The sequence below is a fragment of the Klebsiella sp. RC2 genome, assembly GCF_014192815.1.
Taxonomy (GTDB): Bacteria; Pseudomonadota; Gammaproteobacteria; order Enterobacterales; family Enterobacteriaceae; genus Klebsiella; species Klebsiella variicola.
This window is the reverse complement of the sequence record NZ_JACHYL010000001.1, coordinates 236,899-258,790: the sequence shown is the minus strand read 5'-3', so window position 1 is coordinate 258,790 and position 21,892 is coordinate 236,899. Positions and strand designations below refer to the sequence as shown.

The following is a 21,892-nucleotide window of genomic DNA, read 5'->3' as shown; positions in this document are numbered from 1 at the left end:
ATAAATATATTTATGATGAATGAGATGATTATCATTAAAAAAAATTAAACAGTGCATCCTGTTAATTGATTTTTGGTGGTCATTACTGCGGAGTAAAACAGGAATATAATGGATACCTTTTCAATGATTACCGGCACCACCCTTAACCGTTACCAGCTGGATATTCCTTCATGTACCGCATCGCTGGATGTAGAAGAATTCAGTGGTGCAGAAAAGCTGAGTGAACTTTATTATTACACCATTACGTTTACCAGCGCAGAGAAAAACATTGATGCCGCACAGCTCCTGAGCAAACCCGCCATGCTGACGATGGGCGGCGGCGCACTGCAGCAGCTGGCGGACTGCAAACGCGTCCATGGCGTGGTGACTGCCTTCCGGCGTATCAGCAGTTCAGAAGATCAGTCGAAATATCAGATAACCCTCGAACCCTTCCTCTCCTTACTGGATAAACAGTTTCGCAGCCACCGTTTTTTCGTGAATAAATCGGTGCCGGAGGTGGTGGAGCAGGTATTGCAGGAACATCACCTGCATGACTGGGAGTATGAGTTTAATCTCAAGCAACACTATCCGCGGCGTGAGCAAATTAATCAGTATCAGGAGAGCGACCTGGCGTTTATCCAGCGCCTGCTGGCAGAGGTGGGGATATTTTATTTCTTCACCCTGCAGGAAGAGGCCCAGAGCGAAGTGGTCCACTTCGCCGACGCGCAGCGGGCGCTGATGTTCGATAAAACACTCCCTGTAAACAGCCCGTCCGGGATGAGCGACAGCGGTGCGGAATCGATATGGGGTCTGAACATCACCCACAACGTCGTAGAGGCGAACGTTACTACCCGGGATTATAACCCCCGCGATGCGCAGAGCGTTCTCCAGTCGGCGACAGCGGATATGACCCGGGGAAATGGGGAAGGCCTCACTTACGGTGAGGTATACCACTATAAGCTTCGTCACCGGGAGCGTGGCGATAAAATCGACCCGCAGACGGAGACCGCCAACTTCTATGCCCGTCTCGACCATGAGCGTTTTCTGGCTCACCAGACGCTTATTACCGCGAGCAGTACTGCAGCCTGGCTGGCGCCGGCTCAGGTGCTGACCGTTACCGACAGCCTCCCACCGACCCTGCCTGCGCCCGTGCAGGATCCGCTGTTAATCACCGGCACAGGTTTTACCGCCAGTCGCCGGGAGGCGCTGCGGGTGTCCCTGCTGGCGGTGCCCTACAGCGAAACATTGTGCTGGCGTCCGCCGCTGCTGCCGCGCCCGAAGGTGACTGGCACCATGACGGCGCGGGTGACCAGCGCGAAGGCGAATGATATCTACGCCTGGCAGGATGCGTCCGGCCTGTACCGGGTGAAATTTGACGCTGACAGAGAGGAGAAAGGGCAGGGTCAGGAAAGCATGCCGGTGCGTCTCGCCAAACCCTACGGCGGCGACGTGTACGGCTTTCACTTCCCGCTGATCCAGGGCACGGAGGTGGCGATTGCTTTCCACGAAGGCGATCCCGACCGGCCGTATATTGCGCATGCGCTGCACGACTCGCGGCATGTCGACCCTGTGACGGAGAAAAACAGCACCCGCAATGTGATTCGTACTCCGGCCAATAATAAGCTGCGAATGGAGGATAAGCGCGGCGAGGAGCATATTAAGCTCAGCACCGAGTACGGCGGCAAGACGCAGCTGAACCTGGGGCATAACGTGAATGCGCAGAGGGAGTTGCGGGGCGAGGGGTTTGAGCTCCGGACGGATAAATGGGGGGCGATACGGGCGGGGAAAGGGATCTTTATCACCGCAGATAAACAGTCAACCGCCAGCGGCAAGATACTTGCAATGCAGGACACCTTGGACAGGCTTAAGCAGGCAGGTGATGAGATGGACTCTCTATCGCGTGATGCCCAGTCGGCTAAAGCCGACCCAGCCCAGGTAGAACAACAGTTAGCTTTTATGCGTGAGCAAATTGATCAGCTACGGGAGGCGGTTGCCGTGCTCAGCGCACCAAATGGTGTGGCTCTCGCCAGTGGCAAGCATCTGCAACTAACCGCACGTCGCAATCTGATGATCAATGCCGGGGCGAATGCCGATATGGGCGTAATGAAACGGCTGTTTATTGGCGTAGGGGAAGGGCTTAGCCTGTTTGTCCGCAAGCTGGGGATGAAATTAATCGCCAATCAGGGGCCCGTGGCGATTCAGGCGCAAAACGATCAGTTGCAGCTCCTGGCGCGCAAGGATCTTGAGATTGTCAGTACTGATAGCGAAATTCACATTGTGGCAAAGAAAAAAATCGTCATTAACGCTGGAGGAAGCTATATCACCCTCGATCCCTATCGGATTGAGCTCGGTACTGGTGGTGATGTCGACGTCAAGGCCGCGGATTTTTCCTATAGCGGACCCGCCAGCATGAAGGCCGATCATCCAGATTATCCGCCACTTCAGTCCACGGTAAGGCAATCGCTGAATCTGAACGTGGCACAGTCGCCAAATGCGTCGGACAGCAGCTGGGCCGGGATGCCATATACCCTGTATGCCGATGGCGCCCTGTTGAAACAAGGGGTGCTGGATGAAAGAGGCCAGATATCAGTCGATCACCAGGTCGTGACCAGAAGTTACAAGCTGGAGATGGCTAATGGCGTCAGCTATCAGATACCCGTTGCCGAAGCGTACAGTCGCCCTGAACAGGGTGAACTCGCTAATCGCGGCTTTCACCACCATACCTCGCAGGCTGCATCTGATATTAACCCCCCCTCCTCACATACGGAGCATCGTAATACTTACGCGGATTTGCTCGATGACCATATTGAACAGGACGAAAGTCAATGAGTCACAATGATATTGTTACCCCGGTTGCTACGGTTGATACCAGCCAATGTATGATCACCTCGCCCTGGTTTGTTCAGAATACGGAATACCCACCGGCAGTGGCGACGTATAAGCCGCTGGTAAACGGCGAGGAGGCCTTTGCGGCGGTATATCGAGCCATCGAAAAGGCACAAAAATCGGTGGATATTATCTGCTGGGGGTTTCAACCATCCATGTATTTTATTCGTGACGGACAGGCGCTGCGCATCGGGGAATTGCTCTGTCTGCTTGCGGAAAAACAGGTTCAGGTGCGTATACTGGGGTGGGAGGCGCCCTTTAATACCGCCGGGGTTGTCGGCGAGGCAAACCTTCCCGGGAAGGGGATCCTGCATCTTGAAGATCGCGCCGGGCAGAGCGCGACAGACGAACAATATGCTTTTGATCTCGATTGGTTTGCCCGTCATTCATATAGTGACGATCTGCTGGATTCCAGCAACTTTTTAGCCAGCACAATCAATAAGCAGTTCAATCAGTGGACTGTCAATCCCCTATTTGTGGGCCGCGGGTTTAATAAAGTAGAACGTGCGGAAATCGCCTGGCGGGCGAGATATCAGGCTCTCGATAAAGGGCTCAGTGCCAGCGCGGTGGGGATAATGACGCTAGCGCCATCCCACCATCAGAAAACGGTGCTGGTGGATTATGAATTACCTGAAAGCGCCATCGGCTTTGTCATGGGACACAATATGCTCGATGAGTACTGGGATACCGATGCGCACTCTTCCCAGAATCGGCTCGGGGGCCCGGCCCCCTGGGGACCTGATCAAGGCGCTCGCGGCTTTTTACCCCGGCAGGATATTTCCAGTCAGGTGACGGGACCCATTCTTGAACATCTGCACGAAAATTTTGCCAAAGCATGGTGTAAGGAAACCGGGGAGGACCTTATCAAAAAGCGTCAGGCCCGTGAGATGGCGAAACGCCTTAAACCGCGGAAAGAGTGCGGTACCCTGATACTTGCCCAACTCCTGCGCACGCAGTCGCAGGAGAATAAACGTGATATCGAAAAACTCTATTTGCAGGCAGTCAACAATAGCACGCAGTTTATCTATATTGAGAACCAGTACTTTCGTTGGCCACCGTTGGCGGAAGTTATAAAAAAAGCGGCACACGTGCAGATTGACAAAGGACGAACGCCAGAAAAAGACGGATCGTTACATTTATTTGTTATCACCAATGTCACGGAAGGGGGGATTGGGGCGGGTACGGTAAATACCCAGCGTATGCTGGAAAGCCTGGGGCGCGCCAATACGATTCCAGGCGTGACTCGGGCCCGAATGATAGAGAAGATCAGGGAGGAAGACCCAGGCAAATTCGCCTCTCTCGCCTGGTCCCGCAATCCGGCCACCCAGGCGCAGATTAATGAAGAGTTTATCCGCCGGCAGAAAGAATATGAAGCAAAGCTAAAACAAGCAGAAGAGTTAAAAGATAGCGATATTCCGATGGTGCCAATACCCGGCCTGAAAATACATATTTGCTCACTGGTGGCTCAGGACTCTCCCGTGGATAACTGGATGCCAGTTTATATCCACTCCAAGCTGATGATCGTTAATGACGTTTTCACAACACATGGTTCGGCGAATATTAATACCCGCAGTATGCAGGTGGACAGTGAAATGAATATTGCACATGAGTGGGGCAGTGTGACGAAGGCGCTGCGGAAACGTCTGTGGAAACTACATACCAATGGTATGGGCGTACAGGATAATGCTTCAGATGCGTTTGACGCCTGGGAGGATATTCTAAAAAGAAATAAAAAACTTCAGGATACAGGAGAAGATAAGCCTATAGCGCCATTGGTTGAGTTTCGTTACACCAACAATGAACTGAAGGATCTGGACTGATGCGCCGGGTAATGCTGTTGTCCCTGTTGCTGATGGCGAGTAGCCAGCACAGCGTACTGTCTGCTGAAAAGGATTTATCTGTGAACTCTCTTTCTGATATTAATGCCCGTCTGGCGTTTACCTGCAAACATGAAACCATTCCTGAAGCATCGGCTGACAGCGATATGCTGTTTAAGTATGCCCGCTGGTTACAGAAGAATAACCAGTTAAAGCAGGACAAGGCCGTGGATACGGAAACGGAGCGTCTGTATCGTATAGCGGCAGAAAACGGGCACTATAAAGCCAGTATCAATCTGCAGAACGGGTCGCTGCGGGGGCAGTTTTCGCTGAACAGCCATGAGCGTCTGCGTCTGAGCCAGCGGCTGATCGATGCGGGAGTGGCGAGCGGTTACTACTTTATCGCAATTTATCTGGAACGTGGTGCCGCCGGTCTGAAGCAGGATCCAGAACTGTCGTTGCGTTACTACCGTAAAGCGGCGGATGAGGGGAATCCTCAGGCTCAAGCATATGTGGGGTACAAACTATCCCCAGCAAGAATGGCTCCAGAGGTTGCCCTACAAATGTTGCGCTGCGCTGCGGAGCAAGGGGAAGGGGATGCTGCTAATGGGTTGGGCAATATGTTAGCTATTGGTGGAAAGTACCGGGAAGCAGTTGAAGCTTTCCAGTTGGGTGTGGCGGCTGGTGATGGAAGTTCAGCAAGATTTTTAGCAAATGGGTTTAACGGTCCTAAACCTTCGGATGAACTTTATTATCTGGCTCAGCAGAAGGATCCGGAACGTGCCCGGCGCTATAAACTGATAACGAAGATCCTGAGCAATTATTCCTACGCCAGCCCCACGGTCCCGGAAATCAACGATATCGTGCCGTTGCCGCCGGCCCCACTGCCGGAATGGGACGGCAGGCTGAAGTGGCTGGAGGAACGGGAGGCCAATATCCCGCCGCCAGAACCCAGCGCGGCGCTGATAGAGAAACTGGCGAAAGCGAAACAGCTGAATCCGGCGACGGGCAGGCCGCTGCCGACGTCACCGGACTCCGCGAAATACAGCGGGTCAGCTGGCCAGTAAAAAGCGTTTTTTCCTGCCCGGTCCCTGAACCATCACAAACAGAAAGAAAGTCCTGCAATAAACACGCTGAAACCAAAACTTATAACGGAAAGATAAAAATAAGGAGACTGCCACGTACGGTAATTTCCTCGCTGAATGGCAAAAGTCTCACTTAAAAGGATGAAATATAATGACTCAGGAAGACATTATTACCCCGATTGCCACGGTTGACACCCGCCAATGTATGATCACCTCTCCCTGGTTTGTGCAGAATACAGAATACTCACCGATGCCGGCGACCTATAAGCCGCTGGTAAACGGGGAAGAAGCGTTTGCTGCCGTTTATCATGCCATCATGAATGCACAGAAAACGGTGGATATTATTTGCTGGGGATTTCAGCCTTCGATGTACTTTATCCGTGATGGTCAGTCGCTGTGTATCGGCGAATTACTTTGCAAGATTGCAGAAACAAAAAAAGTCCAGGTGCGTATTCTGGGCTGGGAAATGCCCTGTAATGCCGCAGGTGGAGGAGGAGAGGCCAATTTACCGGGTAAGGGAGTCATTCGTTATAAGGACCGGAAAGGCCAGAGTACTACGGATGAACGTTATGCCTATGACCGACAATGGTTCCGTCAGTATTCTCTGTCAGGCGAATGGTCCGATCATCAGTTAAAAAAGGGACAGGCCGGGATAGCGGAAATTGCTGCCGCACCCATAGCGCAACGACAAGAAAAATTAAGCTCACTTTCTCCTTTGTTTGTCGGGCGCGGGTTTAATTTCCTGGAGAGAGCTGAAATTGCCTATCGCGCTGCGAATATGGCGCTTGATCCGGATATCAGCCCTGACACGATGCTTACTCTTGCGGGTACCGTGACCCATCATCAAAAAACGGTGCTGGTTGACTACGAACTGCCGGAGTCTGCGGTTGGTTTTGTTATGGGTCACAACATGCTTGATGAGTACTGGGATACGGATAAACATTCTGCACTGTTTCGCCCGGGCAATAATATGGATCCCCGCTTAGGCGCTAACGGTAAGCTGCCGCGGCAGGATATCTCCAGTCGGGTAACCGGCCCGATTCTGGAGCATCTGCATCATAATTTTGCCATGGCGTGGGAGAAGGAAACCGGTCAGGATCTGCTGACTATTCGTGATAGCGTGTCCATCGCGAAAAAGCTGAAACTGCGTGCGGTACACGGTACGCCGGTGATGGCGCAACTGTTGCGCACTCAGGCGCAGGCAGGAAAGCATGATATTGAAACGCTTTATCTGCAGGCCGTAAATAATGCGACGCAGTTTATCTATATTGAAAATCAGTATTTTCGCTGGCCGCCGCTGGCAGAGTTAATTAATCAGGTTGCGGAAAGACAGAGTAAAGTGGGACGCGAACTGCATTTGTTTGTTGTGACTAACGTAACCGATGAAGGCATTGGGGCGGGTACGGTGAATACCCAGCGGATGCTTGAGGTGCTGGGTCGGGCAAACATTATCCCTGAAGTGACTAAACTGCGTAAGATCGGACAACTTAGCAACGCAATGTTCGGTGGTTCTGTTGGTTATATCGACCCCGGAGATACCAATAAACGTAATCGCGAGATGAGTGAGAAAATTGCTGATTTTAAAAAGAAGGCCGATGAAATTCAGAGCAGTGAAATCCTGCCGGAGGAACGCCCCGGACTGAAGGTTCATATCTGCTCGCTGGTGGCTCCGGACTCACCACCGGAGGAATGGATGCCGGTGTATATTCACTCGAAGCTGATGATTGTGAATGATGTATTTACCACCCACGGTTCAGCGAATATCAACACGCGCAGTATGCAGGTGGACAGTGAAATGAATATTGCCCATGAATGGGCCAGCGTGACGCGGGATTTACGACGGCGGTTATGGAATATGCATACTAACGGACGAGGGGGGCAGGATGAGGCGAAGGATGCTTTTAAGGCCTGGGGATATCTTATTAACACCAATGAAAAACTACAGGGTACAGGAAAAGACAGACCTGAAGCTCCACTGATTAAGTTTCTGTACAACAAATCAACACTGAGCGATCTGGACTGATGAAAAGACTTTTAATTGTATGTTATCTGTTACTGACCGCCTGTGACCAGAACAATACCCACAAGGACGCGCCGATGAACCCGCTAACCGATATCAATACCCGCCTGGCGTTTACCTGCAAATACCAGATTATTCCTGAGGCGTCTGTGGATACCGATGTCCTGTTTAAATATGCCCGCTGGCTGCAAAAAAATAATCTGGTTAACCGGGATAAAACGGTGGATGCGGAAATTGCCCGTCTGTACCGGATAGCGGCGGAAAACGGTCATTATAAAGCCAGTATTAATCTGCAGAATGGCGCGCTGCGCGGGCGTTTTGCGCTGAGCAGTCCTGAACGTCTGCGCCTGAGCCAGCAACTGATTGATGCGAAGGTGGCCACCGGCTACTACTTTATTGCCATCTATCTGGAGCACGGTGCGGCAGGACTGGCGCAGGACCCGGAGATGGCGCTGCGTTACTATCGTAAGGCGGCAGATGAAGGGAATCCCCAGGCGCAGGCTTTTTTAGGCGAAAAACTATTTCCGGCCAAAAGAGCTCCTCAGGTAGCCATGCAGATGTTTCGATGCGCTGCCCTACAAGGCGAGGGAAAAGCGGCTAATTCGTTAGGAATTATGCTAACAATTGATCAGAAATATCAGGAAGCTGTAGAAGCCTTTCAGTTAGGAGTCGCTGCTGGTGATGAAACATCTTCCTATGCATTGGAAAAAGGATTTGCAGGCCCGGCACCGACCGACAGGCTGTACTATCTGGCACTGGAGAAAGACCCGGAGCGTGCCCGTCGTTATGAACAGATAGGCGCTGTGCTGGCGAAATACTCATGGGCCCAGCCTGTCGTCCCGGAAATCAACGATATCGTGCCGCTGCCGCCGGCCCCGCTGCCGGAGTGGAACGGTAAGCTGAAATGGCTGGAAGAGCGCGAGGCGAATGTGCCGCCGCCGAAGCCCAGCGCAGCGCTGATAGAGAAACTGGCGAAAGAGAAACAGCTGAACCCGGCAACGGGCAGACCGCTGCCGACGTCACCGGACTTTGAGAAGGACAGCGTGGCGCGGCTGCAGTGCCGCAGCGGTGAACCCTGCCCGCAAAGCGGCTACTGGCAGCCGGCGTGGCGGCCCCGTGAGGGGATGAGCGAACATGCCATCCGTTATTTCCGCGAGGGAGACATGATGCCGGTGGAAAAGGTGACCTTCGTTCGCCCGCGTCCCTGGCCGCTGCGCGACAGACTGGTCGTGGAGGAGCAGGAGACGGTGTGGCGCCGGGTCGGCGAGGCATAAGCTCTGCAGATGAAAAGGAAAAGGAGAGCGTCAGGGAATGAAAGGGATAACGACATGGATAGTGCTGGGCAGCCTACTGCTGTCGGGCTGCGACCAGAAAAGCATCCACAAGGATGTGCCGGTGAACCCGCTGACTGATATTAATGCCCGTCTGGCGTTTACCTGTAAACACCAGATTATTCCTGAGGCGTCTGCTGGTACCGATGTCCTGTTTAAATATGCCCGCTGGCTGCAAAAAAATAATCTGATTAACCGGGATAAAACAGTGGATGCGGAAATTTCCCGTCTGTACCGGATAGCGGCAGAGAACGGTCATTATAAAGCCAGTATTAATCTGCAGAATGGTGCGCTGCGCGGGCGTTTTTCGCTGAGCAGCACTGAACTTTTGCGTCTGAGCCAACAACTGATTGATGCGAAGGTTGCCGCCGGCTACTACTTTATTGCCATTTTCCTGGAGCACGGTGCGGCAGGACTGGCGAAGGATCCAGAGATGGCGCTGCGCTACTATCGTAAGGCGGCAGATGAAGGGAATCCCCAGGCCCAGGCTTATGTTGGTGAAAAACTGTTTCCGGCCAAAATGGCACCACAAGTGGCCATGCAGATGTTTCAATGTGCCGCTGAACAGGGGGAAGGGAAAGCAGCTAATTCGTTAGGAAATATGCTTGCAATTTACAAAAAATATCCGGAGGCAGTTGAGGTTTTCCAACTGGGCGTTGCAGCAGGAGATTCAACCTCAGCCGGTTTCCTGATGCACGGATTTTCCGGACCTGAACCAACGGACAGGCTGTTCTATCTGGCATTGGAAAAGGATCCCGAGCGTGCCCGTCGTTATGAGCAGATAGTCAAGGTCCTGGCGAAATACTCATGGGCCCAGCCTGTCGTCCCGGAAATCAACGATATCGCGCCGCTGCCGCCGGCCCCGCTGCCGGAGTGGGACGGCAAGCTGAAGTGGCTGGAAGAACGGGAGGCCAATATCCCGCCGCCAGAACCCAGCGCGGCGCTGATAGAGAAACTGGCGAAAGCGAAACAGCTGAACCCGGCGACGGGCAGGCCGCTGCCGACGTCACCGGACTTTGAGAAGGACAGCATGGCGGCCCCGTGAAGGGCTGAACGAACGTGCCATCCGTTTCTTCCGCGAGGGAGACATCATACCGGTGGAGAAGATAAATCTTGTCCGCCTGCGCTCCTGCTCGCTTGGCGAGAAATGGCTGCGGGGAGAGAGGCTGGTGTTCTGGCGACTGGCTGGCGAGGCATAAATCTCCTCTTACGGCGAGTTATCGCTGGCATTAATACCTATAAGTTTAAGGAAAAATCATATGCGTAAATTTTTAATCGGCTTTTTTATTTTCTTCTCAGGAATAGCAACGGGGCAGTCTAATTTAGAAGATTTTAATCATTCGCCGAAGTGGGTGGATTCGGCTGGGCAAATAAATCCTGATCCGGGGTTGATGAAGTATTTTCAGAATATGAACTTTGTCTGTCATAACGCGTCTGGATTTACACCTAAAGAAAATAAGATTGCTGCAAAGGCGTTCAGTGAACTGGTTCAGTATACTTCTGAGGGAGATCAAATAAAGGGTTTCTGGAACAGTCCTGAACATAAGCAAAAACGTGAAGGGCTGCTTGCAACAGCAATAAAAGCTGGAAGCTGGAAGGCCGCATATGTAAATAGTGTCTGGGCAATAAAATATCCGAGTGCGGAGACTCCGATAGAGGTTGCTTCCACCAAACTCCACGAACTCGTTTCTCAGGGCATCCCTATTGCTGCCTATAAATATGCGTCGTATTTGTTTGGTCGCGATTATGAAACAATGTACTACTTGTATGCTGAAGCCATCAAGCGTGGTAGTCCACAGGCCATGTCAGCAGTAGGGGGAACTATTGTTGTCAGGGTTCAGGAACTGCACCCATTAGGTAAGCAGTTACTGGAATGTGCGGTAGGGCAAGGTTATGCAGAGGCTTATGATCATCTTGGCTTGCTTGCCGATATGGAAGGCAGGAGAGTAGATGCCTATCGTTTGTGGGAGAAAGGCATTAACGAAGGATGTGAAGGCTGCATCAAAAAAAATGAGTAATCTCGCTAAAGTTCGGCATGGTTATTCTGCGGATGTGTCGATGATGGAGTTGATGCCCGAACTCACAAGGATTAAAGAATTCAATGATAATAATTTCTTCTATCAATTGACTGAATTGCCAGATTTCTATCGTCGTCTGCCGGATGAACTGATTTTCCATCTAAACGATTCCGAACTTTTAAGTCTGCTTAAGCTGGAAAAATTTTCTCGCATGTTGTAACTCTGAAACTCAGGAAATGGCTGCGCAAATAATTTCGCTAATGATTGCAGCTATTTATTTTCCTTAAATGCAGCAAGGTAAAATAAAGTTATGAAAGGAATTATCCGTACAGGCGATACGCATACCGGGGGCGGGAAAGTGCTCCGTGGTTCCAGTAATATGAAATTTGGTGGTATCGGCGTGGCGCGGCTGGGCGATCCCGTCAGTTGTCCGATCAAAGGCCATGGTCCGACGGTGATTGCCGAAGGACACCCCACTTTTAGCGATCATGGTATACCGGTTGCGTTCCATGGCCACCGTTGTGCTTGTGGTTGCATATTGCTGTCGAGCCTGCCACAAGCCAGGGTGCGCTAACGATGCCTGTCGATTTAAAACGTATTCCCCCGCCTGCTCAACGGCCTCGAGCACCGGTATGGTGGGTTTGGTTGCTGTTTTTGCTGTGTTGGCTGGCAGCAGGCACCTGCTGGGCCATTATGAGCAATACAGATAAACTCCAAATACACACCGCGGATTTTTGGCAAACGGCGTTGATATTACCGGCATTACTCTGGCTTATTCTGCTGGCGTTGCGTATCGCCTGGTATAAAGGGTTACAGTCAATGGCTGATGGCTGGGATAACGATCGTGAACAGATTTTGAGTCGTGAAATCCAGAGAGGGCGGCGCCACCTGGCAATCCTGGGCGTGAGCTTACACACCGCATTACGTCTCCCGGATGATCGAGATGGTAAGGGGCAGCGAGAGGCGTTACGAAACAATACTCCTGCTTTAAAAACGCAGCCTTCCTGGTGGAGTGACGAAGGTATACGACATAGTCGGCTGATACGTATCGGCGACGAAACGCCCGAACAGTTGGTTAGGCGCATCATGAGCAATACGTTGAATGAGCTGACTTCTGTACTGGCATCTGTTCCTGCAGAGATACCGCTGTCATTAATCATAGAGAGCGACAGCAGTCTGTCCGTCAGCGAGATACAGTCGATCTGGCGTCAGTGTTTGGCGAGCAGTCACATCCGGCAACCGGTGACGTATCTGGAAGGCAAAGGGCTGCAGATGATAGACCACTGGCTGGATCAGCCGATGACTGAGCCATCCCTGATGCTGATTGTGGCACTACAGGTTGCTCCCAAGCAGGTTGAGGGGACGGCAGAAACGGTGGTTAGCCTGTTGCTTGCCAGCCCTCAGTTCGCGGCGGATCTCATGCCACTGGCGCGTCTCCACCGACCAGAGCAGGTGAAGGGGATAAGCCACGAGGCGTTTCATTATGCCTTTGCGCGCGCGTTTGACTGGGCCGCGTTACCCGCGGAGGCCGTGCCTGCCGGTTGGTTGGTGGGTATCAAGATGAACTATCATCAGCCCATCGCAACGGGATTGATCGCGTTGTCGAGCCCGATCAATATCGGTCGTGATTTCTACAACCTGGACAGTAGCCTGGGTTATCCAGGCGTCGCAGCACCCTGGGTCGCGATCGCTGGAGCAATCGTGCGGTGCGGTGACGATAAATCTCAACTCATTGTGAGTGGCGACGGTTTTGCCGACCAACCATTATGGGCCACGGTGATCACCCCATTACCACTATCATCAGAGCTTCACCAGGCCAGGCCCGTTCGCGCTGCCTGAGAGGCGGCAAGCCTCGTGACTACACACTATCTCATCAGACGGTCATATCAGCCCCTTGTGGTGGGTCTGAATCTTTCTCGAATCTTCTTACTGCAGGAAATAAGGATGAATGCAACGGATAGCATATTGCGCTTAGGTAGCCGTTTTGGGGTGCTGATGCTGATAGCTGGCGCAATGTTGTGGGGGATATATCACTATGGCGACAAGATTGGATTGAATACGCTGCAAACGAAACTCTATTTCTGCCTGGGCTTAGGGATCCTTATTCTGCTTTTTCGTTATGGCGGCCGTATTGTGCAGTTCATACTCGGCCGCCATCTGAAGGGGCAGGGGGCGCCATTGACAAGTGGTCAGCATCTGAAGCCGGCTTCCCCGAGTCATCGCGCTGTTATTGAGATGAGGCAGACATTGCGTCGCCAGTATGGTCGCTTTGGGGCTGGCAAAATGACCATTCTGATGCTCACGGGAAGCGTGGCGGATGTTGAACGCCTTGCGCCGGGACTGAGTAGCCAGTACTGGCAGGAGAATGGAGACACATTATTGCTTTGGGGTGGGGAACCCCAGAGCGCGTCGGATAATGACTGGCTTTTTGCTTTGCGTAAACGCTTTCGCCCCCCTGTGAATGGGCTGGTGTGGGTCACTTCTGCGTTTGATCATCTGCCCGCAGCCAATCAGCACGCATACCCCGCTTTGTTGTCCATGGAGGATATGGATAACATTGCCCATGATCTGGCTGAACGTTTCTCACTGCTAGGGTGGGCTGTACCACTGTACGTCTGGTCGCTGCATCCCCAGGCGGATGACCAAGCCGGGCGCATCGTGCAATCTGTCGGCAGTCTCTTCCCGCCAGACTGTCAGTCGTCGCAGATGCGCCAGTTACTGTCGGCGTTGCCTTCAAGACTGTTAGAGAGTGGAGTACAACAGGTCGCGGGTAACCCGCAGCATCATTTTCTTCTGGGCCTGGCGGACCAACTCACGCGGCAGCCGGAGCGGATTAGTGTTCCCCTGTCGACGTTTCTGGAACCTCATCGTGCGTTACCGTTAGCCGGCGTTGTGTTCAGCCCGTCATCGCCGCAGGCGTCGCACAGCCTGAAGCATCATTGGCGCCACGATAAACGCTGGGACGTGCTACTGGAATCTCTCAGGGCATCCGGCTTAAAAGCACGAAAGATCGGCTTTCCCTGGCGAAGAGCTGTCTCTGCCTCCGCTGCCGCCCTGATGTTACTCTGGGCCGCCTCAATGACAGTCTCTTTTATCGCCAACCGCGAGCTGGTGGCGACCGCACAGCAGCAGGTGCAGCAGGCCTCAGCGGAGAAACAGCCGCTGGCCGTACGCCTGCATGCGCTCTCCGCGTTACAGAAAACGCTTTCTAAACTGGAATACCGCTCACAGCACGGCGCGCCGTGGTATGCCCGCGGTGGTCTCAGCCAGAATGATGACCTGCTGGCGGCGCTGTTCCCGCGCTACGGAGAGAGGGCGCAGCCGCTGCTGCGCGATGCGGCGGCTGAACATCTTCAGCGGCAATTGAACGCCTTCGTACAGCTGCCGCCGGACAGCCCGCTGCGTGAGAAGATGACGAAGACCGCTTACGGACAACTGAAACAATATCTGATGTTGACCCGCCCGGAAAAAATGGACGCCGCGTGGTTCGCTACCACGCTAATGCAGGACTGGTCGCAGCGCTCAGGCATCGCCGACGCCGTCTGGCAGGGCAGCGGCCCTTCGCTGCTGGCATTTTATGCCGCCAGCCTGGCATCGCATCCGCAGTGGCGTCTGCATACCGACGACGTGCTGGTCAGTCAGGTGCGCACACGGTTAATTCGCCAACTGGGCCAGCGCAACAGTGAGTCCACGCTTTACCAGAAGATGCTCGCGCAGGTGGCGAATCAGTATGCCGATATGCGCCTGGCGGATATGACTGCGGACACCGATGCTTCGCGTCTGTTCAGCACTGATGAGGTGGTGCCGGGAATGTTTACCCGTCAGGCCTGGGAGCAGGCCGTGCAGCCGGCCATTGAGAAAGTGGTCGCGGAGCGCCGCGATGAAATGGACTGGGTGCTGAGCGACACGAAGCAACCTGCCGCACAGTCGACGTCGCCGGAAGCCTTGCGAGCCCGGCTGGCGGAGCGTTATTTCGCTGATTTTAGCGGCGCCTGGCTGGATTTTCTCAACAGCTTGCGCTGGCAGCGCGCGGCGACCCTCTCCGATGCCATTGACCAGCTGACCCTGATGGCCGATGTGCGCCAGTCGCCGCTGGTGGCGCTGATGAACACCCTGAGCGTGCAGGGGCGAACCGGCCAGACCGGGGAAGCCATCGCCGATTCGCTGGTCAAATCGGCCAGGCAGCTGTTTAACCGTGATAACTCGCCCGTCATCGATCAACGGTCCGGCGCGCGCGGTCCTCTGGATGCCACCTTCGGGCCCGTGCTGGCGCTGCTGGACAATCGCGACGGCGGGACGCCCACCAGCCGCCTTAGCCTGCAGACCTTCCTGACCCGCGTCACTCAGGTGCGTCTGCGCCTGCAGCAGGTCACCAACGCCACCGACCCGCAGGCGATGACCCGCCTGCTTGCGCAGACGGTGTTCTAGGGCAAGGCTGTGGATCTAACCGAAACGCGCGACTACGGCAGCCTGGTGGCGGCGGGACTGGGCCAGGAGTGGAGTGGATTTGGGCAGACGCTGTTTGTTCACCCGATGGAGCAGGCCTGGCAGCAGGTATTGACCCCGGCGGCGGAAAGTCTCAACGCCCAGTGGCGCAGTGCGGTGGTGGAGGACTGGAATAGCGCTTTTGGCGGTCGCTACCCCTTTAAAAATACCAGCAGTGAAGTCTCTCTGCCGCTGCTGGCAAAATATCTTAATAGCGAGACCGGGCGCATCGCCCGCTTTCTGCAGACCCGGCTGAACGGTGTGCTGCATAAAGAGGGGAGCCGCTGGATGGCGGACAGTATCAATGCTCAGGGACTGACATTTAACCCGGCCTTTCTGCAGGCGATGAATACCCTGAGCCATCTCTCCGACGTCGCGTTCGCCAACGGCGAAGCGGGATTGCATTTTGCGCTTCGCCCCGGCACGGCGGACGGCGTGATGCAGACGGAGCTGGTCATCGACAGTCAGAAACTTGTCTATATGAACCAGATGCCGACCTGGCGGCGGTTCAGCTGGCCCGCCGACACCGAAGCGCCGGGCGCCAGTCTGAGCTGGATCAGTACCCGGGCGGGCACCCGCCAGTATGGCGATTTCCCGGGCGCCTGGGGGTGGATCCGACTGCTGGATAAGGCGGTAGTCAGCGCTTATCCCGGAACGAGCAGCAGCTGGAGCCTGAGCTGGAAAGCGCCGGATGGTCTGTTGCTGAACTACACGCTGCGTACCGAGGCGGGGGAAGGACCGCTGGCGCTGCTGTCTCTGCGAAACTTTACGCTACCGGAGACGATATTCAGCGCGCGCGCGCCTGCTGAGCGTGTTCCGCTGACCGACGATATACCCGGAGAAGAGGGATACTGAAACCGCCTCCCAGACTGATTGGCGTTGACCTGCAACGCCAGGCCTCCTTCGCTCATGGTCGCCCGACGGCCAACTAATCTGACCGCGCAGCCATGCTGCGTGTCTCCCTGTAGACGAATAATGGAATATTCATAATGGACGATTTAACCCTGCGATATTTTGACGCTGAAATGCGCTACCTGCGCGAGGCGGCAAAAGCGTTCGCGCAGGCTCACCCCGATCGGGCGGCGATGTTGGATCTCGATAAAGCCGGTACGCCGGACCCTTACGTTGAGCGCCTGTTTGAAGGCTTTGCCTTTTCCGTAGGTCGCTTGCGCGAAAAAATTGATGATGATCTGCCGGAGCTGACCGAGGGGCTGGTCAGCATGCTGTGGCCGCACTATTTGCGCACCATTCCATCGCTATCGATCGTGGCGCTGACCCCAACGCTGCCGGCGATGAAGATGGCGGAAACGGTGCCCGCCGGGTTTGAGATTAGCTCCCGCCCACTGGGGCCGAAAAATACCGTGTGCCGGTACCGAACCACCCGCGATCTGACGCTTAATCCGCTGGCGATAGAGGAGGCGGTGATGACGGCGGAGCCGGACGGACGTTCGGTCCTGCGGCTACGCTTCACCTGTAGCGAGCTGGCGGACTGGTCGCAGACCGATCTCCGCCGCCTGCCGCTGTACCTGGGGGAAGACGCCGTTACCGGCAGCGCCCTCCATCTGTGGCTGACCCGACGCCAGGCCGCGCTGTACCTGCGCCTGCCGGGTCAGACAGAGCGGATAAGCCTCGACGGCTATTTTTCCCCGGGGGGATTCAGCGAGGAGGATCGTTTATGGCCGAAGGGGGAGAGCGCTTTCAGCGGCTATCAGTTGCTGCTCGAGTATTTCACCTTTCGCGAAAAATTTATGTTCGTGCAGCTAAATGGCCTGGAAAACATCACCCTGCCGGCGGGGATATCGCATTTCACGCTTGAGGTGGTGTTCAGCGAGGTCTGGCAAAGCGATTTACCCGTCAGCGCAAGCAGCCTGCGCCTGCACTGTGTGCCAGTGATTAACCTGTTTACCCTTGAGGCCGATCCGTTGACCATCAGCGGGCTGGAGAGCGAATACCTCCTGCGTCCGAAGCGCCTGCAGGACGGGCATACCGAAATCTATTCTGTCGACAGCGTGACCGGCTCCGGGCGCACCGGGGAGGCGCGCTATGTGCCTTTCACCCGCTTTCGTCACCAGGGGGGAATGATGCGTCGCCATGCGCCGGAGCGCTACTACCACACCCGCGTCAAGCGGGGCGTTACCGGTATGCACGACACCTGGCTTATCCTCGGCGGACAGCAATGGGAGGCCGACCGGGCGCTGGCGCGGGAAACGGTCTCCTTGCGCATCACCGGCACTAACGGCCAGCTGCCGCGCCGGGCGCTACAGAGCACGCTGCTGGATCGCTGTGAGTCGATATCAGCCACGCCGCTTACCGTCCGCAATCTCTGTAAGCCCACATTGCCAGTATATCCCCCGGCGGAAGACCGCTACCACTGGCGGGTCATGAGCCATCTGGGCACCCGTTTTCTCAACATGATGAGCAGCGCCGAGGTACTGCGCGGTACGCTGTCGCTCTACAACTGGCGGGAGGATGAGCTCAATAACCGTCGTCTGGACGCTATTCTGGCGGTCAGCCATCACCGAATTCAGCGTTTCGAACAGGGATTCCTGCTGCGCGGGCTGGATATCGAAGTGACGCTCGACGGTAGCGGATTTACCGGCGCGGGCGATGTCCACCTGTTTGGCGACATGCTCAACCGCTTTTTCGCGCTGTATGCCGATATGAATCAGTTCAACCAGCTAACGCTCATTGTTCAACCTGAAGGGAAATGTATCCGGTGGAAAGAGAATCACAGTCTGCGCCTGCCCGGCTGATGGCGCAGCTCCGGCCTCAGTTGCCGTACATGAATTTTTACCGCTTCTGCCAGTTGCTGGAGGAGATCCAGCCGAAGGCGCCGATCATCGGCAGCGGCTGGCTATTAGGTGATGAACCCATACGCTTTCGCCCGCATCCGGGGATGGGTTTCCCGGCTGGCGAAATCCGTGGAATGGACGATCCTGAACCGTCCCGGCTGCCGACGGTGCGCGTTGCTTTTATGGGACTCTACGGCGTGGAATCCCCGCTGCCGACCCACTATAGCGATGACATTGCGCAACGGCGGGAAGGCGTCGAGGCGACCGAGGATTTTCTCGATATCTTTAACCATCGGCTGATCGCCCAGTATTACCGTATCTGGCGCAAATATTCCTACCCGGCAACCTTTCGGGCGGGTGGCACGGACAACACCTCGCAGTATCTGCTGGGCCTGGCGGGGCTGGGCATACCGGGATGTGCCGCCGTTGCCGCAGCGCCGCTGTCGCGATTTCTGGCGTTGCTGCCGGTGATGATGCTGCCGGGGAGATCCGGGGAAGGCATGGAGGCGCTGGTGGCGCTCCTGGCCCCGGGGACCCGGGCGACGGTGTACCACCACGATCCCTCCCGGATCCCCTTGTCGCAGCCGTTAACGATGAGCATCCGCCAGCCGGTTAGCCTGCAACACAGGCCAGTGATGGGAACTCACGCCACGGATGTGAACAGTCAGGTGTTGCTGCAGCTGGCCACGGAGAATCCTGATGAGGTTCGCGGCTGGCTGCCCGGCGGCGAACTGTTCAGCGACCTGATGGCGCTCCTGCACGTCTGGCTCGGATCTCATCTCGACGTGCGGCTGCAGCTTTGCGTCGCCCGCCATTTACTGCCGGATGCGCAACTTTGCTGCCAGCAGGCGCATGCCGTCCAGCTTGGCCGTACCGCTGTGCTGCGTCCGCTGGATGCGCAAAAACAGGCTGACGACAGGATCACGATTTATCTGGGGCGCTATCAGCGCGTCCGGGAAAATATCCACCGCAGGGAGAGCGATGAAGATGGCGATTACCGCAGTTAAACCCTCCGCCAGGTTGCTGGCATTCCTTATGGTTACCGTCTTAACCGGCTGCGGCCTGACGCAGACCGTAAAAGACGGCGCCGTTTCCGTGACCCAGTCCATTTTTTACCCCCAGGTGAAAACCCTGCATCTGGATCTTCGCGCCCGGGAAGGGGTAAATAACAACGCCAAAGGCGCCTCCCTGGCGACGGTGGTGCGTATTTACCAGCTTAAGGACCGGCAGGCGTTCGACAATACTGACTACCCGTCGCTATTTGCTGGCGATGGCCAGGCGCTGCAGGCGGACCGGATGGCGGAAAAAGATGTTCGCCTGCGTCCGGGCGAATCGGTGACCGTCGATATGCCTATGGAAACCAGCGCGCAGTTTGTGGCGGTGGCGGCCATGTTTATCGATCCAGACCTGACGCAAAACAGCTGGCGGCTGGTACTCACCCGGGACGATCTTGACCCGGCGAGGCCGCGCATTATCGAAGCCAGCCAAAATCAACTGACGCTGCACCCGCTTAAGGAGAAGTGAAAATGCCTCGTCCCTCCCTGTATGACATCCTGTACGGCAATTTCGCCGGCGGGCTTGACCTGAATACTGTCAGCGAAACGGATCAGGTCATCCTGTCGGTGCTCGATAACATGCAGCGCATCCTTAACTGTCGGGCCGGAACGCTGGCGCATCTGCCGGACTACGGCCTGCCGGATATGACCGCTATCCTCCAGGGGATGCCGGCGTCGGCGCATCAGCTGATGAGCACGTTGTCGGCGGTATTGCTGAAGTACGAACCGCGCCTGCAGCGGATCGCGGTGGTGATGCTCGATCAGCATGCGCCCGGCGAACTGCGCTATGCCATTGATGCGGAGCTGAAAAATATTGGCCTGGTGCGTTACGGCACAGAGTTTATGCCCGAGGGCAGGGTGTTGATCCGCCACCTCAAACGCCAGCAGTATCTTGACGCCCGCTCCGCCCTCTAATCTCTCGCTGAAAGACATCATGATGACAACACACGACGAACGCCACTATAAAACCGGTGGCGACCCGCGCACGCTGGCTGATTTTATTGCCCTGCGTGCGGAAATGAACAAGCTCAGCCACCCGGCGCGGCCGGATATTAACTGGCCGTATGCCGAGCAGCTTGCCCGCTCGCTGCTGGAGCATCACGGCGCGGATCTGCAGACTGTCGCCTGGTATACGCTGGCCCGCGCCAGGCTGGGCGGGCTGGCAGGGATCCACGAGGGGCTGTCGCTAATGGAGTCGCTGCTGGCCCACCAGGGGAAAAACCTGTGGCCGCAGGCGCTCCCGGCCCGGACAGAGATCTTCCGCACCCTGAGCAAGCGGCTGCGGCAGGTGCTCCGCACTCTCAGTCTCGCCCCGGCGGATCTCGAGTCGCTTGGTCAGGCTGAACGTTCGCTGCAAAGCTTCGACGCAGTGCTCCAGCGCCTTGAGATCGCGCCTGAAAACTCGCTGAGCGACCTGCGGGCGCTGTTGCACAGCACGGTAAGCCGCTTCGAGAATCTCGACCCTGCGCCAGCGCTCCCCACCGCGCCGCCGGTGGCGGTGTCTGACGCGGAACTTCCCGGCGCTCTGGTCAGCGAAGAGGATGCGGCGAAGGTTGAACCAGTGCCAGAACTAAAACGTAGACCAAAGGCTGAGCCGCTTGCGCCGCCTTTACCTGCAAAGCGGCCCGCGCCAGTGGTGGCGTCTTCTCCGGCAACCGCGCCGCGCTGGAAGCCGTTTGTCGCCGGGATGGTCACCATGCTGGCGGTGACGGGCATCGCCGTCGGTGGATGGCTGGCGTTGCGTCAGTTCGATTTACCGCCCATTTCGGTGACCCAAAATGTGATACCGGGCCTGCCGGGGGCATCTCCCCTGATGCCGGTGGATCTGCCTCAGACGCAGCGCCAGCTTGGCGAGCTCGCCCGCCTGGCGCCGGACTGGGCGGTAAGCTACGGCGACCAGCTGGTCCGGCAGGCCCTGAGTCGCTGGCCGGATCAAGCACAACCGCTGGCGCAGCAGTGGCGGCAGCAGTTGAGCGCTGCCGCATTGCCCGCGGAAAACCTCACCGGCTGGTCCGAGGGAATGCAGCAGCTGCAGCGGCTCGCCGGCCAGCTCAATGCCCTCGACGAGCAGAAGGGGAGATACCTCACGGTGAGCGAACTGAAAACCGCAGTGTTTGCCATCATGCAGTCGTTTAACCGCGCCGTTCCGCTGGAGGAGGAGCTACGCCAGCTGGCCGTGCTTCCCGTTGAGCAACCCTGGCCTGCCGCCCGGGGAAGCCTCGCGGAGCTGCATCTGCAACAACTGATCGTGGAGTATGCCCTGCTGAAGCGAAAGCAGTCGCCGCCCGCTGAGATCCCCCTACCGGTAAGCCCTCGGTGAGTGAGGCGGTGAAATAAAGTGTGCGCATGGCAACATTTTCTTTACATCCTTATTGCAAGAACCGAACGCCCTTCGTAGTCTGAAAATGATTTAAATATACCATT

General features: G+C 55.8%; 14 protein-coding genes and 2 pseudogenes. All 16 read left to right on the top strand.

The window, feature by feature from the left end:
• Window positions 1–108 precede the first annotated feature (108 nt).
• The 16 genes and pseudogenes from FHW76_RS01210 (at window position 109) to FHW76_RS01140 (ending at window position 21,805) form a co-directional block, all read left to right on the top strand.
• On the top strand, window positions 109–2,808 hold the full coding sequence (locus tag FHW76_RS01210) for a type VI secretion system Vgr family protein (protein ID WP_110209359.1): 2,700 nt from the start codon (window positions 109–111) through the stop codon (window positions 2,806–2,808).
• Window positions 2,805–4,685: a phosphatidylserine/phosphatidylglycerophosphate/cardiolipin synthase family protein gene (locus FHW76_RS01205; RefSeq protein ID WP_040968642.1), complete on the top strand. Its 1,881-nt coding sequence runs from the start codon at window positions 2,805–2,807 to the stop codon at window positions 4,683–4,685. Before FHW76_RS01210 ends, FHW76_RS01205 begins: the two co-directional genes overlap by 4 nt.
• Entirely contained in the window at window positions 4,685–5,749 is a 1,065-nt protein-coding gene (locus FHW76_RS01200) for a sel1 repeat family protein (RefSeq protein ID WP_040968641.1), read from the top strand. Before FHW76_RS01205 ends, FHW76_RS01200 begins: the two co-directional genes overlap by 1 nt.
• Window positions 5,750–5,918: 169 nt before the next feature.
• Window positions 5,919–7,790, top strand: a complete 1,872-nt coding sequence (locus tag FHW76_RS01195; RefSeq protein WP_040968640.1) for a phospholipase D-like domain-containing protein — start codon at window positions 5,919–5,921, stop codon at window positions 7,788–7,790.
• Between the two features lie 74 nt (window positions 7,791–7,864).
• A complete protein-coding gene (locus FHW76_RS01190) occupies window positions 7,865–9,061 on the top strand; it encodes a sel1 repeat family protein (protein WP_260182180.1) in 1,197 nt (398 codons plus the stop codon).
• A gap of 265 nt (window positions 9,062–9,326) precedes the next feature.
• The gene (locus tag FHW76_RS01185; protein WP_228705948.1) at window positions 9,327–10,163 is read left to right on the top strand and encodes a sel1 repeat family protein; all 837 of its coding nucleotides are present in this window, start codon (window positions 9,327–9,329) and stop codon (window positions 10,161–10,163) included.
• A gap of 214 nt (window positions 10,164–10,377) precedes the next feature.
• Window positions 10,378–11,136, top strand: a complete 759-nt coding sequence (locus tag FHW76_RS01180; RefSeq protein ID WP_224230838.1) for a hypothetical protein — start codon at window positions 10,378–10,380, stop codon at window positions 11,134–11,136.
• Complete coding sequence (locus FHW76_RS26340) at window positions 11,129–11,356, top strand: hypothetical protein (RefSeq protein WP_224230839.1); 228 nt, start codon at window positions 11,129–11,131, stop codon at window positions 11,354–11,356. The genes FHW76_RS01180 and FHW76_RS26340 overlap by 8 nt, the downstream gene beginning before the upstream one ends.
• 90 nt (window positions 11,357–11,446) lie before the next feature.
• Window positions 11,447–11,710 carry a PAAR domain-containing protein gene (locus tag FHW76_RS01175; protein ID WP_016532068.1) on the top strand — a complete coding sequence of 88 codons (264 nt, stop codon included), beginning with the start codon at window positions 11,447–11,449 and terminating at the stop codon, window positions 11,708–11,710.
• Between the two features lie 119 nt (window positions 11,711–11,829).
• On the top strand, window positions 11,830–12,975 hold the full coding sequence (locus FHW76_RS01170; RefSeq protein WP_040968635.1) for a hypothetical protein: 1,146 nt from the start codon (window positions 11,830–11,832) through the stop codon (window positions 12,973–12,975).
• A gap of 105 nt (window positions 12,976–13,080) precedes the next feature.
• Window positions 13,081–16,476 (top strand): annotated as a pseudogene (locus tag FHW76_RS01165) (ImcF-related family protein).
• Window positions 16,477–16,610: 134 nt separating this feature from the next.
• A complete protein-coding gene (gene tssF / locus FHW76_RS01160; protein ID WP_122533576.1) occupies window positions 16,611–18,374 on the top strand; it encodes a type VI secretion system baseplate subunit TssF in 1,764 nt (587 codons plus the stop codon).
• Between the two features lie 29 nt (window positions 18,375–18,403).
• Entirely contained in the window at window positions 18,404–19,420 is a 1,017-nt protein-coding gene (gene tssG / locus FHW76_RS01155; protein WP_162993298.1) for a type VI secretion system baseplate subunit TssG, read from the top strand.
• Window positions 19,401–19,937, top strand: coding sequence for a type VI secretion system lipoprotein TssJ (tssJ, locus tag FHW76_RS01150; RefSeq protein WP_183476152.1), 537 nt, complete (start codon window positions 19,401–19,403; stop codon window positions 19,935–19,937). Before tssG ends, tssJ begins: the two co-directional genes overlap by 20 nt.
• A 2-nt stretch (window positions 19,938–19,939) precedes the next feature.
• Window positions 19,940–20,383 (top strand): type VI secretion system baseplate subunit TssE, encoded by a 444-nt coding sequence (tssE, locus tag FHW76_RS01145; protein ID WP_022066213.1) that lies wholly within the window; start codon window positions 19,940–19,942, stop codon window positions 20,381–20,383.
• A 19-nt stretch (window positions 20,384–20,402) separates the two neighbouring features.
• A pseudogene (locus FHW76_RS01140) lies at window positions 20,403–21,805 on the top strand (VasL domain-containing protein).
• Window positions 21,806–21,892: the final 87 nt, after the last annotated feature.